Here is a 16,055-nt window from a genome sequence, read left to right as displayed (position 1 = left end):
CGCTTTTTGCATCTTGCTGATATAGCTGGCTGCATTTTTCACCAGTGTTTGCCGGTGACGATAATATTGCCTGACTTGTTCGGTAAACAAATCCGGTATAAGGCTGCCCTCCGGCATGCCCATTGTAACACCGTTTAAATATTTATTATTTTTATAAGTACTTTTATCCCCTCAGTAAACCAGCCTTCTGAATGAGTGATAAACAAAATGCTAACAAACTGTCATTAATATGCTGCTTCTTTTTGCTTGTATTGGTTTTAAACGCAACCGCCCAGGCGCCCGTTTTGCTTGTTACCAATAATTTCAATCAGCAATCTGTTTTGTATAATACTGACAGTTTTGCGCATACGGCATGGAAGCCGGTGCTTTATACAGATTCAATATACCAGAAAAGCAATCGCACCTGGTTGTACCGTAAATTTTTTGAAGAGCATTTGTTACAGGTGCAGCAGCCTGATTTTAATATTTTCGGCGATGCGGTCTTTGATGAATTTGCAGGCGCAACACAGCGTAAAATACCCACTTCGGTAACCAGTTCTGATAAATCCGGCTTTATTTATACCAACACAAGGGGTTTTGCATTAAATGGAAATGTGGGCAATAAATTTTATTTTCAAACCGAGCTGTATGAAAACCAGGCCAGTTTTCCCGGCTATGTTGACAGCTTCATAAGAAAATACCGTGTAGTGCCTTTTGAAAACCGCTATAAAGGATTTAAAAATAAAGGATTTGATTTCAGTTATTCATCAGCAAGGCTCATTTATACACCCAATCGGCATTTTTTGTTTGACCTTGGATATGGAACAAATTTTATAGGAGATGGCTACCGCTCTTTACTGCTCAGTGATTATAATACCAGCTACCCGTATTTCAAAACGGCATTAACCTTTGGCGATTTTGAATATACTGTAATGTATTCGGAATATATGGCCGACAGGGATGGCAGCATTTATGCAGCCGGCTACCCACGAAAATGGGGACAAACTTATTTGCTTGACTGGCATGCCACCAGGAACTTAAACATCGGCATTTTTAACGCAGTAATTTCTTCCATGGAAAATGCGGAACGCGAAACCAGGTTCGGCCTCACACATTTGAGCCCCATCATTTTTGCACATGCATCCAAATCTCCTTCCGGCTTAAAGAATAATGATATTTACGGCCTGAATGTAAAGTATGCAATCGCGCCGGCTGTTACGGCTTACGGCCAGTTTATGCTTGATAAAAGCGGCAGCGCCGGCTGGGAAAAAAGAAATGGCTTTCAGGTGGGCGTTCGTGCAGGTAACCTGCTGAAAGTGGATGGGCTGAATGCGCAGCTTGAGTTTAATACAGTGCGCCCATACAGCTATGCTTCTGACACCATTACAACTGCATACGTTCACAATAACCAAACACTGGCTCACCCGCTGGGCGCTAATTTTAAAGAAGGGCTGCTGGTAGCCGATTACACGTATAAAAGATGGTGGGCAAGGCTTGAAACCATCGTTGCCCGTTATGGCAATGACTCTTCCACCTCAGCTAATTATGGCCGCGATATATTTAAACAGCTTTATACGCATACGGTAACCGATGAGGCTAAAACCGGCCAGGGTTTGCATACAAAACTTTTTTATGGCGATGTAAGGCTGGCCTATATTTTAAACAAAAAAACGAACCTGAGATTGGAGACCGGCGCAGTTTACAGGAAGGAAACCAATAGCTTAAAGGATTACAAAGACCTGTATTTTTATTTTGGCGTTCGTTTTACTTTCCGCAAGCTTATTTATGATTTTTAAATACAATGCTTTGAAAAAACTACGGTATTTGTCAATATGCGCTCTTGCTTTTGTAAGCACCGGCAGCATATTGCATGCACAGCAAATACCTTTGGATCAAAACGTTCAAAACAGGCTAAGTGAATTATTGATTGATGCAGACTCTGCCGTTTTTACCGGCTTCAGGTCTCAGAACTGGCTGGAGCTTGACCAGTTAAATATTATACATAAATCAACCCTGCAGGACAGTGTTTTTGGCCTTGGCTCAGCTTTAAAAGGAGATTTGCTGCATACAAACATGGTAAGAGCTGCTGGCAAAAACAGTGTATTTACGCTCGACCCGTATCTGGATGCCGGCCTGGGTAAATCAAATGAAAAAGGAGGCGTGCTCGAAAATTTTTCCGCCGGTGTAAATATGCAGGCTGCATTCCATAAAAAACTGTCGCTCAACCTTGGGATAATTACCAATCTGAATGAATATCCGGCATATTTAGACAGCATCATTCTTGCAAAATATAACCGGCTCAATACCGCATCCGGCAGGTACATCATCCCGGGAGAAAATTCAGCCAAACTGGTAAAGGGAAACCGGTTTGCTTATACGAATTTTAATTTCAATATAACTTATACGCCCAATAAATACCTTTTAATAGCCGGGGGTTATGGCAAAAATTTTATCGGCGATGGGTACCGGAGTTTGCTGCTTTCCGACAATGCGAACAACTATCCTTATGTGCGTTTGCAGGCGCGGTTATGGAAGCTTACTTACAATGTTTTATATAATCATTATACCAATAATTTCTGGTATGAGGTGGATGGAAAGCCGCAGCCTAAATACAGCACCATACATTACCTTGGCTTTAATACAAAAAAACTGCAGGTAGGTTTGTTTGATGAGGTTACCTGGCTTGCAAAGGACACCAATTTCCACAGGGGATTTGATGTGCAATACCTTAACCCCATCATTTTTATGCGCCCGGTTGAATTTACTTTAGGCTCTCCGGATAATGCAATGGTTGGCTTCAATGCAAAATATAAGATCTATAAAAAAGGGTTTGTGTATGGCCAGGCGGCTTTGGATGATATTTATTTAAAAAAATCGCTGGATGCACATTCCCAGTTCTATGGCAATAAATATGCTTTTCAGTTAGGTATATGGAATAAGGATATTTTTAATGTGCAGGGCTTATCGCACCGCTTTGAATGGAACAGTGTAAGGCCTTATGTTTACGGCCATGGCGTGGGCGATAACATCAGCTTAAATTACACGCATTTTTACCAGTCGCTTACCACACCGCTTGCCGCCAATTACAACGAGGTTATTTCGCTGTTTAACTATGCCAGTAAGCGCTGGTACGGCTCGCTTGAAAATTTATATGCAGTGCGTGGCGAAAACCGGGGCGTTTCCTATAACAATGGTGAAGACTTGTGGGGCGGTGAAGAAGGCATACCTGAATATGGCACCAAAACCGGCCAGGGCATAAAAACAAAATATTCCTATAACCAGCTTATTGCGGGATATATTATAAATCCGGCAAACAGGCTGGGCGTTCAGGCAAGCATTGCTTACCGCAGCAGGAAGTCTTCTATTGTAAGCCAGTCTGAATTATATTTTTCTTTTGGTATTAAAACCAGTCTTTACAATCTTTACCATGATTTCTAATTACTGTTACAGCTAATGCATTTTAATTTTTCTTACGATAAAAAAAGGGTGCTCCAGGCGCTGCGCTATCATTTTATCGCGCAGCCTGAAATAAAAATATTGTTTGTTGTTATCCTGCTTTTCGACATTATTTCGGGAATATTGTATTTTTTAGGGAAAATACACCCGCAGCCATTTTTACTGGGCGCTTTTATCTGGTTCTTCTTCCTGGTTTCTTTCTGGTATTTAATGCCGGGCTTTGTATATAAACGTTCGCCTACTTTCAGGGAGCGGTTCACCATTTATTTTCAGCCGGCGTACATAGCATTGGAAGACGATAAAGGCAGGGTGGAATGGGAATGGAGCAGGTTTATGAATTATTTTGAAACGCCTTACTTCTTTCACTTGTATTTTTCGCCCAAGTCTTTTTTTCTCGTTCCAAAAAATGGCCTTCCGATTGAAGATGTTTCAAGTGTCCGTTCCTTATTAAAAGATAACATCAATAAATCTTCAGGATAAATACTGGCAATTTTATCAGGCCATCATAAATTCCTGTAAGAGCATGGGGATAACGTGCAATAAAAAAAATTAAGCCTTCCCTTTGCAACTGCATCACGCCGGGTATTTTGAATACTGATGTTTATAGGCCGTCGCTAAAAAAAAAAATCAAACCTAATTCCTACTTGTTTGGTAGGAATTAAAAAATCTTCTAATATTGCATTCTTGTCTTTAGCATCGTTTACACATATAATTGAAAGATAATCATGAAAATTTTTCGAATGCGTACAGTTTGCTTCTTCTGTTGTTGCCACAGGTAAAAATTTTAAAGACTGCAGTTTGGCAGTCCTGATTGCTTGGTTCAAATAAATTCATTATAAAGTTAAAAACCATATACACTTGAATAAATTAAAGCGGCGGCTTTGCCCTTTAAGGGCATATAAATAATACGCACAAAAAAGCCGGGACTGTTGGAAGCTGTCCCGGCCGTAATACAAAACATAAGAATTCTCATCACAGAATAACTCCCGGATAAACCGGAAGAGCTGCCTTATTATTTCATATCAATATAAAATTAATGAAAAAATTTTCACTTATACTAACTGTATGGTTAAGTTTTTCTTCCATTGCCCATTTATACGCACAGGTCAATTCTCAAATCAATTCACTTTTAGATGGTGTTATAATAGACAGTGCAACACAAGCTCCTTTACAAGGGGCAGTGGTTAACATTAAAGGCACCAAGCATAATGTTATTACAGATAAAAACGGAACATTTAATTTTAAAACAGGCCAGAAATTCCCTTATACACTGGTTATTAGTTATGCCGGATATATAAGCCGGGAGCTTGAAGTGGATGGCAGCCCGGTTAAAATATTTTTGAAAGAAAGTGCCGGCCAGCTAAATGATGTAATTATTACAGGGTACAGCACACAACAACGCAGGTATGTTGCCAGTTCAATTACCAGCGTTAGCGGCAACGTTGTGCAAAACCAAACGGCAGCGGGCTTTAACCAGCTTTTGCAAGGCAAGGCTGCCGGCGTGCAGGTTATAGCAAACAATGGCGTTCCCGGCGGCGGCATTACTTTCAGGATAAGGGGCAATAATTCCATCAATGCTTCTGTAGAGCCGTTATATATTGTAGATGGAGTTTTCCTCAGCAATACAGACCCCGTATCCACTTTTGGTAATCAGTCAGGCTCTAACCCTCTTGCAACAATTAATGCAAGCGATATTGAAAGCATAACCGTATTAAAAGATGCCAACGCCACTGCCATTTACGGTTCGTTAGGTGCCAACGGTGTTGTAATTATAACCACAAAACGCGGCAGGGACAATGCACCGGCCCAAATAAATTTTGATGCCTGGCATGGTTTTTCAACCGCTGTAAAAAAATTTGTGGTAACCAACGGGCCGGAAACAGCATTGCTTAAAAATGAAGCAAAAATTAATACAGCTTTGGATAATGGGCAAGACACTACTAATCTTTCCGGTCTTATTGCCGACCCTGAATCGCAGCCCACCTATGACAGGATAAGCGATATTTTCCGAACTGCCTTATCTGAAAATTACAACCTGTCTGCACAGGGAGGAGCGGCATCCAGCGATTATTATGTTGCTTTAGGTTATCTTAATCAACAGTCTGTTGTGAAGCCTTCCAATTATGTCCGGTATTCTGCCAGGTTAAATTATGATAACAATATAACCGCTAAACTAAAGGTGGGTACAAGCATCAATATTTCCCGTTCGGATAGAAAATTAAGCGGCAGCGATAACAATCCGAAAGGCGTTATTAATTCCGCATTGTTTGTGCCTTCTTACCAGCCTATTTATAATGACGACGGTACTTATGCACGGTATGGCAGCTTTGACAATCACATTGCTTTAATCAAAAACCTTAATGACAAAAGCGTTGAATGGAGAACCATCGGAAACTTATTTGCCGAGTATTCATTTACGCCCGCTTTAAAGTTAAGAAGCAGTTGGAGCATTGATAATATAGGCGAGACGGAAAATAATTACAGCAACACCAATATCAGCGCGGGCATTTCAACAAACGGGTCAGCCTCAGCATCCAATGACCAGAATACGGTTTATACAAATGAGCAGGTGCTTACTTATATAAAAAATTTTGGCGAGGGAAATAAGAATAATATTAATGCGCTGGTGGGCAATACTTTAAACACGGTAAAAACGCAGTCAGTAAGCGCCAGCGGAACGGGCTTTGCAACCAATAATATTACTTCTATCAGCTCTGCAGCCACCACGTCGGGTTCTGCATCTTCTTCCACCGCAAAGCTGGTGTCATTTTTCGGAAAAGCAAGCTATGCTTATGATGGCAAATACATTGTAGATGCCAGCATTCGTGCAGATGGTTCTTCCAAATTCGGCAAAAACAAACAATGGGGTTATTTTCCTTCCGGCGGTATTGCATGGCGTGCGGGCCAGGAATCTTTTATAAAAGACCTGCATATTTTTGATGATTTAAAATTCAGGGGAAGCATCGGTTTGTCCGGCAATCAAAACGGCATTGGCGCTTACGCCGCATTAGGGCTCTGGTCTTCCGGCACCAATTATCTTGAAGAAGCAGGTACCGCTCCTTCACAACTGGCCAATCCTGATTTAACCTGGGAAACTACCCGGCAATTGGATGTGGGAACAGAGTTTGCCATACTGAAAAACAAGTTAACGGTAAGCTTTGATTATTATAACAAATACACGTACAATTTGCTCCTCGACGTTCCTGTACCCTCCCGTTCAGGGTTTACCAGCTATTTACAGAACTATGGCGCAGTACGCAATAAAGGATTTGAATTATCTGTTCATTCTGAGAACATTAACACGAAGGATTTCAATTGGTCAACGGATTTTAATATTTCCTGGAACAAAAACCGTATTGAGAAACTTTCTTCTGATATAACACAGGGCGCTTCCGGCAGAAATATTTCCATACTCAGCAAGGGATATGCAGTAAATTCTTTTTACCTGTATAAACAATTATATGTGGATTCACAAACCGGTAATGCTGTTTATGAAGATATAAATCAAGACGGTAAAATTACTTCGGCAGACCGCCATATTGTGGGCAATGCCCTGCCGCATTATTCAGGTGGATTAACCAACACGCTCACGTACAAAAATTTTGATTTTAATTTCTTCTTCTATTTCCAGCAGGGCAACAAGATTATGAACATGAACGACTTCTTTCTTGTTCATGGCGGCACACAGGCAAATATAGGTTTTGTGCCAAGGCAGCTTAAGCGCTGGCAGAAAGCAGGCGATGTAACTGATATACCCCACCTAACCACTTATTCAGGTGATGCGGATGAAAATGGCGGAGCCGCAAATAATTACGGCGGCAATGTAGCCAGCCTGAGTTCACGCTACCTGGAAGACGGCTCTTTTATCAGGTTAAAAAATATTTCGCTGGGTTATTCCCTGCCGTTTAAAGAAGGTAGAAGCGTTTTTACAAAAGTGCGTATATATGTTCAGGCAACTAACTTGGTTACATTCACTAACTACGGCGGCCTTGACCCCGAAGTAAATTCACAAAGCTCCAGCCAGAGCACTACCGGTTACGATTGGGCAACTGTTCCGCAGGCCAAGACATTTCAGGTGGGAGTGAATGTGACCTTTTAATTTTTAAATCAAAATAATTATGAAACGAATATACATATACGGTGTTTTGACGGCAGCCATCAGCATGGCTTCCTGCAAAAAATATCTTGATGAAAAACCTAATAACTCCATTGCATCAGAAGATGCAATTGTTGACGCCGGCACTGCAAATGCGGCCATCACAGGGGCTTACGATAAGGTGCAGAATTATTACGCCAATTATACAACACTGGGCACCATGCCGGCAGACAATGTTGTTTTCAACGGTACTTTAAGCCAATACCTGCAATTAGACCAAAATGCCATTCCTACAGACAATGTAATTACGGTTGCCGTGTATGAGGGAATTTATCAGGCTATCAATTCAGCCAACAGCATTATTGCTTATGTACCAGATGTAAGCGATCCTTCACTATCAGACGACGACAAGAATACGATAGTCGGCGAGGCTTATTTTATAAGAGCCTTAGGCTATTTCGATTTGGCCAGGGGCTGGGGTGGTGTGCAACTGCAATTGCAACCGACAACTGATTTAACCGCCCTGACAGGCATTAAAAGAAGCACGCTGGATGAAACCTACGACCAGGTGGAAGCCGACTTAAAACAGGCCGAAAGCCTGCTGGCAGACGATGCATCTACCAGAGACCGTGCCCAAAAAAGCACGGCGATTGCTTTGCTGGCAAGGCTGGCTTTGTACAGGGAGCAATGGGCCGATGCAGAAAGCTATGCATCAGAGGTAATAGCCAATACCAAATATACTTTGGTAAAACCATATAATACATTTTTTACCTCCCCTTTCTTAAGTGATGAATCTGTTTTTGAATTAACTTTTTCATCAAATGATAAAAACAGTTACTGGAACTTGTGGTACCCCAGTTCTTATGGCGGGCAATATACGTTAAAGCCTTCCGATTCAATTGTTGCCAAATTAAATGATGCATCCATCGGCGGCACACGCAACAGCCTGATAGCAGGCAGCGGCAGCAATGTATATGGCGTGCTCTATAACACCGTTTCATCCAGCACCGATCCGTTATATGTAATACGCATTGCCGAACTGTATTTAATAAGAGCAGAGGCCCGTGCACAGCAGAATAAACTGGAAGGCGCTTTAAGCGATTTAAATACCATTCGTGCCCGTGCCGATGTTGCACCGTCAACAGCAACAACACAGGCTGCTGTTCTTAAAGCCATAGAAGATGAAAACAGTGTTGAATTTGCTTTTGAAGCGCACCGCTGGTTTGACTTGGTACGCACAGAACGGGCGGGTGAAGTATTGGGTATAACCAATGAGGATTACTGGTTGTTTCCCATTCCTTTATCCGATGTGCAGTCTGACCCTGATGTTACCCAAAATCCCGGATATTGAGCGTCACGAATAAATGATGATTTCAAATTAGTTCTTAGAATTTATTATTTATGCTATGTAGATGATGATAGCAGGCCCATCGGTAAAATGAAAGAGTTTATGCACATTTTAAATGTAAAGCTCGAAGCATGGGCAAGACGAAAACACAAGAAACTTCGAACAGGAGGTATGAAGACCGTCAGATCTTCATCAGATCTCAGTGCGCAGACCCAAAATGTTTGCACATTGGGAACTATTGAACTCGAAGCCAACGGTTGGAAAATCGGAGCGGTATAACGGGAGACTGTTACGTACCGTTCTCACAGAATCTCAGGCTGCAATGCCTGGGTTTACTTACTGATACACTTTTCAAAAAATTAAAAATAAGCTTTGCAATGAAAACAAAACATACAGTAATTAAATTATTCCCGCTGCTGATATTCTTCTGGGCACAACATGTAAATGCCCAAAACAGCTATTATTTTCCCAATGCAAAAAATCTTGATAACAGTATCCCAACGCCGGAACAGTTTCTGGGCTATCCCATTGGTTCGTTTTTTACGCGGCATGATGAAGTAGTTGCCTACTTCAAACAACTTGCAGCGGTTAGCAACCGGGTGCATGTGCAGGTAATTGGTAAAACCAATGAAAACAGGGAGCAAATTATTGCTACTGTTACATCGCCGGAAAATTATAACCGGCTTGAACAAATACGGCAGGAACATCTTAACCAGGTTGATCCTTCCAAACCGGTGCTTGGCAACAGTTCGCCCATAGTTATATTGCTGGGCTACGGCGTACATGGCAATGAAACTTCAAGCACCGAAGCAAGCCTGCTGGCAGGTTATTATCTTGCAGCCAGCCAGGATGCTGAAACGCTCAGATGGCTAAAGGAAGCCGTTATCTTCATTGATCCTTCGCTTAATCCTGATGGCCGTGACAGGGCTGCGAACTGGTTTAACGCTTACCACAGCGAGCCGCCAGTGGCTGACCCGCTGGATAAAGAACATGTGGAACAATGGCCTGCCGGAAGAACAAACCATTACTTTACCGATCTTAACCGTGACTGGCTGAGTTTGGTACAGGTTGAAAGCAGGAACAGGATAGAATTTTTTCATCAATGGTATCCTAATGTGCAAATAGATTTTCATGAGCAAGGCGCAAATGCAACGTATTATTTTGAGCCATCACCTGCCAGGCACTATAGCCCGGTTATCCCGAAATTTTTGTATGATGAAGTAATCGCGCTTTCAAAATATAATGCACAGGCATTAGACGGCATAGGATCTTTATATTTTACCAAAGAAGGTTACGATAACCTTTCGCCTATTTATGGTTCTACCTATCCCAAATTTTACGGAGCAATTGCGGCAACTTATGAACAGGCAAGTTCAAGGGGCATTCAGCAGGAATCAAGCAATGGCCTGCTCACTTTTCAGTTTACCATACGCAATCATCTCACCACCAGTTTCAGCACTATCCGTGGTGCTGTTGCAGAAAAAGCTAACTTCTTCAAAGCGCAAAAAGATTTCTTCAAATATGCGCTTAATGAAGGCCGGAAAGATGTAACAAAAGCATTCGTGTTTGGAGACAGCAGCGATGTAACCCTTACGCAGAATTTCCTGTCACTTTTATTACAGCACCACGTGCAGGTGTATGAACTGAACGGTAACCTTACTGTGGGCGCAACAACGTTTACAAAGGGCAAAGCCTATATTGTTCCTTCAGCGCAGCCCAATTATCTTATTGTTCATTCTTTATTTGAAGATAATATCCTTGACGACAGCATTTATTACGATAATACAGCCTGGAACGTTATTGAAGCTTATGGTTTGAAGTTTGGCAAAATAACAGGCGCTTTTGCAAAAGGCAATGAAGTTACAGCGGCGTCAGTTGCTGAAGGCACAGTAGAAGGCGGCCTTTCCAACTACGCTTATATAGCAAGCTATACAGATTATAATGCCACCAGGGCGTTGTACAGCCTGCTTGATAAAAATATTCTTGTAAAAATTGCCAATAAACCTTTTGCAATAAATACGGCGGCTGGGAAAAGGCCTTACGGATATGGCACACTGGTAGTGCCGGTAGCCGGGCAAAGCATTTCAGCCGATTCGCTGTATAAAGCTTTACAGGAAGTAACAGCCAGTGCGCACATTAATTTTACAACCGTGGCCACGGGCTATAATATTGAAGGAATTGATTTGGGAAGCAGCAATATAGTTACCGTGCGCAAGCCTAAGGTGGCAATAGCATTTGGCCAGGGCATTACTTCTTCCGAAGCAGGCCAGGTATGGTTTTTATTAAGTCAGCAATTAAACCTGCCTGCCACCAAATTAGACCTTTCAAGTTTTCAACGTGCCTCGTTAAACAGGTATAATGTTATCGTTTTACCGGGAGGCAGTTACAATGCTTTTGATAAAGAAACGGTTGAAAAGCTAAAGACGTGGGTAAACGATGGCGGTACGCTTATTACATTTCAAACGGCCAGCGCATGGGCTATTCAGCAAAAAATAGTAGATGAAACATTAAAAGCCGCCGCGTTTGCAGGGAGGGGTGGAGAGTTGCAGCCATCAACGCAACAAGCATCTTCCCAACAAAATGCCGCCTTTCGGAACAGGCAGCAAAGCGGCCGGGAAGATACTGCTGCGGCCCCCGCTTCAGGGCAAAATGCAGACAAGCAGCAAAGTGCTGAGACAAGGCAGGATTTTGCCCGTAAAGAAGAAGTTGAAGGCGCGAAAAGAATAAATGGTGCGGTTTTCGTAAGCGACCTTGACACAACCAACCCGCTGGCTTACGGCATAACTTCAAGAAAACTATTCATCAATAAAAATGGCTCAACCATATTATGGCCCAGTAAGAACAGGTATGCCACAGTTGCCCAATACACTGATAAGCCCTTTGTAAATGGTTATGCACCTAAAGTAAGTATTTCAAGTGTGGCTAACTCGGCCGCCATTATTTCTGCCAATAGTGGCAGAGGTAATGTGGTGCTTTTTGCAGATGACCCAACTTATCGCGGCTATTGGCTGGGCACAAGCCGCCTGTTCTTAAATGCATTGTTTTTGCCTAATGATGTCGGCCGTTTTGGAGGCCAGCAATAGCTTATGGTATTAATAAACCGGCTATGCATTAATATAGCCGGTTTTATAAGGCCGGATGGCTCAGGTCTGCGAAACCTTTCATAGCGGTTCGATTCCGCTTCCGGCCTCTGAAAAAGAATAAATTCAGTTATATGAGTTGCGTATAATAATAAATGGATTAACTTGAAATAAGGCCGGGTGGCCGAGTGGCTAGGCTGGGGTCTGCAAAACCCTTTACAGCGGTTCGATTCCGCTCCCAGGCCTCTGAAATTAATTTTAAAATATCAAATATTATATTAAATGAAGCCGATAGCTATATTGTATGAGCATCCTGATTGGTTTAAGCCTTTGTTTGCAATGCTTGAAAAAAGAGGCATTGCATATATAACTTTTAACCCAACACAGCACCAGTTTGCCGTGGATGCTCCCAAACCGGAGTTTGACTTGTTCTTTAACCGCATGAGCCCGTCGGCATATTTACGGGATGGCATACAGGGCACTTTTTATACGCTTAATTATTTAAAGTATTTGGAATACAGGGGGATAAAGGTAATTAACGGCTACAAGGCTTTTACCTATGAAATTTCAAAAGCTTTGCAATTGCTGCTGCTGGAGCGCCTGGGGATAAAATATCCTAAAACAAGGATAGCGAACCATGTTTCTCAAATAGAAGCTGCTATTGAAGGCCTTCGTTTTCCTATCGTTATTAAAGCAAATATTGGCGGCAGCGGCGCAGGCATAGAAAAATTTAATTCTATTGATGAAGTAAGGCAGGCTGTAAAAAACAACCAGGTAGATTTTGGGATAGATCACACGGCTCTTGTACAGGAATTTATTCCGGCAAAAGGCGGTTATATAACACGGGTGGAAACACTGGGCGGCAAATACCTCTATGGCATAAGGGTTTACTTCACAGGCGAAAGTTTCAATTTATGTCCAGCAGATATTTGCCAAACCTCAACAGGCCATGAGCTCGTGCGCAATGCCTACGCGTTAGATGCGCCTAAAAACGGGTTAAAAGTAGAAGCCTTCACGCCTTCGGCGGAAGTAATTAAAAACATAGAAACCATCGTTCAGCAAAGCAGTATTGATGTTGGCGGCATTGAATATATAATAGATGAACGGGATAATGAAACTTACTATTATGATATAAATGCACTTTCAAATTTTGTGGCAGATGCAGTAAATGTTATAGGTTTTAATCCACATGAAAAACTGGCTGATTTTATTGAAGGCATTCTTGAAAAAAAATCTACCCAGGAAGCACTTCTTTTAAACTGAAATAATAACAGTAATATTTTATGCTGATAAATGTATGCCTGGAAATGGCTTTTTATTCATAAAAAATATACTTAAGAACATGCTATACGGTTACTGGATGCCGGTTTTTGGCGGCTGGCTGCGCAATGTTGAAGATGAACAAATGGAAGCCACCTGGCAGTACACAAAGCGGCTTGCCTTACGCAGTGAAAAACTGGGTTATGATCTTTCGCTGATTGCTGAATTATTTTTAAATGATATTAAGGGCGAAAATGCGCCTTCGCTGGATGCATGGTCAACCGCAGCGGCCCTGGCAGCCATTACACAAAAAATAGAATTGATGGTAGCTGTAAGGCCAACTTTTCACAACCCTGCATTGCTTGCAAAACAAGCTGCAAATATCGATCACATAAGCAATGGGCGCCTGTCTTTGAATGTTGTTTCTTCCTGGTGGAAAGATGAGGCTGAAAAGTACGGAATAGCTTTTGAACAACATGATAACCGCTATGCGAGAACGGCGGAATGGCTGAATGTAATAGATAATGTTTGGAAGAAAGATTATTACAGTTTTGAAGGAAGCTATTATAAAGTAAATGAAAACGTGTTACAACCGAAGCCACTATCCAAACCGCGCCCGAAAATATATGCCGGCGGTGAATCGGAAGCTGCAAAAGAACTTATCTCTTCTGCCTGCGATGGTTATGTAATGCATGGAGACGCTCCCGAAGTAATCGGTAAGAGAATTGCTGATATGAAACAGCGGCGTGAAAGAAAAGGATTGCCCCCGCTTATTTACGGGGTGGCAGCATATAGTATTATCCGCAATACGGAAAGGGAAGTAAGGAATGAAATTGAAAGAATAACCAATGTGAAAGAAGGCAGTTCAGGTTATAAAAATTATCAGCAATGGCTGTCGGGAACGCAACTCGAGCAGCAGGTTTCTTTGCAGGATTATTCAGTGTCCAACAGAGGCCTTAGGGCCGGGTTAACCGGAACGCCCTGGCAGGTGCAGGACCGTATTGAACAGTTTGCTTCCACAGGCGTGGATTTGTTTTTACTGCAAAGCAGCCCGCAATTAGAAGAAATGGAAAGATTCTCAGCGTACATTATACAACCGGAAATGCACGCATAAATAATACAGGCTGAGCATTGCAGTTAATCAATCTCCGGATAAAATAAGCCGTATGCAATTAAGGCAACTTCCCGTCGAGGCAACAATAGACAGCAAAAGATTTATAAAAGAATACCTGTTAACACAACAACCCGTTGTGGTTCGAAATTTCATTGATCCCTTTTGTCCTGCCATGACGAAATGGAATATTGAATATTTGAAAGAAAAAGCAGGCCACTTGCAGGTAAAGCTATATGGAAAGGAAAATGAATTTAACGATCATGTTTCTTCTCTCCCTGTAGGCAGTTGCAGTTTTTCGGATTACCTGGACATGATTACTACGGGGCCGACAGAACTTCGCCTGTTTCTTTTTAATCTTTTGCAGCAAATGCCTGATATGAAACAGGATATAATAATCAATGACCTTACAGACGGACGTATTGTAAAATGGCTGCCCTACCTGTTTTTTGGAGGTGCCGGTTCAAGTGTACGATATCATTACGACATAGATATGTCGCATGTATTGCTTACCCAACTGGAGGGAGAGAAAGAAGTATGGTTGTTTGCACCCGAACAATCTGTCTGGCTTTACCGGATACCTTTTAATTTTCACGGGCTGGTTAATCTTCAAAAACCCGAAGCTCAAAAATACCCCGGCGTAAAGTATCTCTCCGGCTTGAAATGTACTTTACAAAAAGGCGATACGGTTTTTATACCGGCATGTTACTGGCATTATATTCAATATACTACCGGTGGCTATTCTGTCAGTCACAGAATATTTCCCGCTGGTTTGCTGAATAAACTTGCCGGGTTCTCCAATATTGTCGTTACGCGCAAATTTGATAACATTATGCGCAGCATATTTAAAGACCGCTGGTTCAGTTACAAGCTGGCGCTTGCACATAAACGGGCTAACAAAGAAATACAAGCCATATCGGCTAAAAGAATTTTTTCTCAATAAAACGAAAACCCCATTATATAATGAGAAAAAAGCGGTGCGCGTCAGCGTCGCGAAATATTAATCCCTTCATTCAGCTAAAAGCCTGTTGATATACGCTGCAAATTCTTCTATATACTTTGTGTAATATTCGCCTGTTGCAGGACCCTGAAATCCTGTATCTATCTTGCTTACCTTTCCTGTTTTATCTAAAATGATCGTGGTGGGAAACATGCCTATTTCCGTTAACTGGGGCAGTGTTTTTTCTGTTTTCAATGTGTCTGCCACACTAACGCCGGTGATAAGAATAGGGTAAGTAACATTAAACCTGTTCCTGAATTTTAAAAGGCTGTTTTTTGAGCGGTCAAAGTCTGTTGTTAATTCGTAAGCAAGGCTTATCACTTCAACCCCGCGGTCTTTATTCTTTTTGTAATAATCGCTGAGGAAAGCCGTTTCATCCATACAATTCGGGCACCATGAGCCCATAATATCTATCACAACAACCTTGTTTTTAAACCGTTCATCTTTGATGGAAACCTTATTACCATCCAGGTCTTTGAAAGTAAAATCAAGATATCCTGCTTCCCCATTTTTAACGTACATGGCTGCAGCATCTGGCAGCGCAGCATTACTATCTAATGCTGCAGTAAAAGAAGCTTTTGCTTTTTCACCGCTATACAAGGTTCCTGTAAGGTTTGTGCCATTAATCTTCGCCGTATATAATAAGGAATGTATGCCATCAAAACCAGAAAGCCATAAAGAGTCGCCCGAAACAATCCCTTCCAGATACCTGTTATCGCCGGTTG

The 16,055-nt window shown here is 41.9% G+C and carries 11 protein-coding genes and 1 tRNA gene; 10 read left to right on the top strand and 2 right to left on the bottom strand.

Features of this window, described 5'->3' with window-relative positions; genetic code table 11:
* Positions 1–191 precede the first annotated feature (191 nt).
* The 3 genes from QM629_RS08260 to QM629_RS08250 are packed head-to-tail and all read left to right on the top strand — an operon-like array spanning position 192 to position 3,915.
* On the top strand, positions 192–1,775 hold the full coding sequence (locus QM629_RS08260; RefSeq protein ID WP_415159059.1) for a hypothetical protein: 1,584 nt from the start codon (positions 192–194) through the stop codon (positions 1,773–1,775).
* A 28-nt stretch (positions 1,776–1,803) separates the two neighbouring features.
* Positions 1,804–3,417 (top strand): hypothetical protein, encoded by a 1,614-nt coding sequence (locus tag QM629_RS08255; RefSeq protein WP_415159057.1) that lies wholly within the window; start codon positions 1,804–1,806, stop codon positions 3,415–3,417.
* Positions 3,418–3,432: 15 nt separating this feature from the next.
* Entirely contained in the window at positions 3,433–3,915 is a 483-nt protein-coding gene (locus QM629_RS08250) for a YcxB family protein (protein WP_415159055.1), read from the top strand.
* A 134-nt stretch (positions 3,916–4,049) separates the two neighbouring features.
* On the opposite strand, the gene QM629_RS08245 is transcribed toward QM629_RS08250, so the two are convergent.
* The gene (locus QM629_RS08245; RefSeq protein WP_415159053.1) at positions 4,050–4,208 is read right to left on the bottom strand and encodes a hypothetical protein; all 159 of its coding nucleotides are present in this window, start codon (positions 4,206–4,208) and stop codon (positions 4,050–4,052) included.
* 263 nt (positions 4,209–4,471) lie between these two features.
* Between QM629_RS08245 and QM629_RS08240 the strand changes: the two genes are divergently transcribed.
* The 7 genes from QM629_RS08240 to QM629_RS08210 all read left to right on the top strand — a co-directional run bounded on the left by QM629_RS08240 (position 4,472) and on the right by QM629_RS08210 (position 15,273).
* Positions 4,472–7,534, top strand: a complete 3,063-nt coding sequence (locus tag QM629_RS08240; protein ID WP_415159051.1) for a SusC/RagA family TonB-linked outer membrane protein — start codon at positions 4,472–4,474, stop codon at positions 7,532–7,534.
* 19 nt (positions 7,535–7,553) lie between these two features.
* Entirely contained in the window at positions 7,554–8,882 is a 1,329-nt protein-coding gene (locus tag QM629_RS08235) for a RagB/SusD family nutrient uptake outer membrane protein (RefSeq protein WP_415159049.1), read from the top strand.
* A 374-nt stretch (positions 8,883–9,256) separates the two neighbouring features.
* A complete protein-coding gene (locus QM629_RS08230) occupies positions 9,257–11,962 on the top strand; it encodes a M14 family zinc carboxypeptidase (RefSeq protein WP_415159047.1) in 2,706 nt (901 codons plus the stop codon).
* Between the two features lie 171 nt (positions 11,963–12,133).
* Positions 12,134–12,205 (top strand) — tRNA-Cys (locus QM629_RS08225).
* A gap of 36 nt (positions 12,206–12,241) precedes the next feature.
* Positions 12,242–13,222 carry an ATP-grasp domain-containing protein gene (locus tag QM629_RS08220; RefSeq protein ID WP_415159045.1) on the top strand — a complete coding sequence of 327 codons (981 nt, stop codon included), beginning with the start codon at positions 12,242–12,244 and terminating at the stop codon, positions 13,220–13,222.
* A 79-nt stretch (positions 13,223–13,301) separates the two neighbouring features.
* The gene (locus tag QM629_RS08215) at positions 13,302–14,333 is read left to right on the top strand and encodes an LLM class flavin-dependent oxidoreductase (RefSeq protein WP_415159043.1); all 1,032 of its coding nucleotides are present in this window, start codon (positions 13,302–13,304) and stop codon (positions 14,331–14,333) included.
* A 52-nt stretch (positions 14,334–14,385) separates the two neighbouring features.
* Complete coding sequence (locus tag QM629_RS08210; RefSeq protein ID WP_415159041.1) at positions 14,386–15,273, top strand: cupin-like domain-containing protein; 888 nt, start codon at positions 14,386–14,388, stop codon at positions 15,271–15,273.
* Between the two features lie 66 nt (positions 15,274–15,339).
* Here the strand turns inward: QM629_RS08210 and QM629_RS08205 are convergent.
* Positions 15,340–16,055: peroxiredoxin family protein (locus QM629_RS08205; RefSeq protein WP_415159039.1), on the bottom strand; the 716-nt coding region annotated here is incomplete at its 5' end.

Source organism: Parafilimonas sp. (genome assembly GCF_047606085.1).
Classification (GTDB): domain Bacteria; phylum Bacteroidota; class Bacteroidia; order Chitinophagales; family Chitinophagaceae; genus Parafilimonas.
Note: the sequence above shows the minus strand (reverse complement) of the source record. Positions and strands in the feature narration are given on the sequence as shown.

Coding starts and splice junctions, on each gene's coding strand:
- QM629_RS08260 (WP_415159059.1), top strand. CDS start 192: ATGAGTGATAAACAAAATGCTAACAAACTGTCATTAATATGCTGCTTC.
- QM629_RS08250 (WP_415159055.1), top strand. CDS start 3,433: ATGCATTTTAATTTTTCTTACGATAAAAAAAGGGTGCTCCAGGCGCTG.
- QM629_RS08240 (WP_415159051.1), top strand. CDS start 4,472: ATGAAAAAATTTTCACTTATACTAACTGTATGGTTAAGTTTTTCTTCC.
- QM629_RS08235 (WP_415159049.1), top strand. CDS start 7,554: ATGAAACGAATATACATATACGGTGTTTTGACGGCAGCCATCAGCATG.
- QM629_RS08230 (WP_415159047.1), top strand. CDS start 9,257: ATGAAAACAAAACATACAGTAATTAAATTATTCCCGCTGCTGATATTC.
- QM629_RS08220 (WP_415159045.1), top strand. CDS start 12,242: ATGAAGCCGATAGCTATATTGTATGAGCATCCTGATTGGTTTAAGCCT.
- QM629_RS08215 (WP_415159043.1), top strand. CDS start 13,302: ATGCTATACGGTTACTGGATGCCGGTTTTTGGCGGCTGGCTGCGCAAT.
- QM629_RS08210 (WP_415159041.1), top strand. CDS start 14,386: ATGCAATTAAGGCAACTTCCCGTCGAGGCAACAATAGACAGCAAAAGA.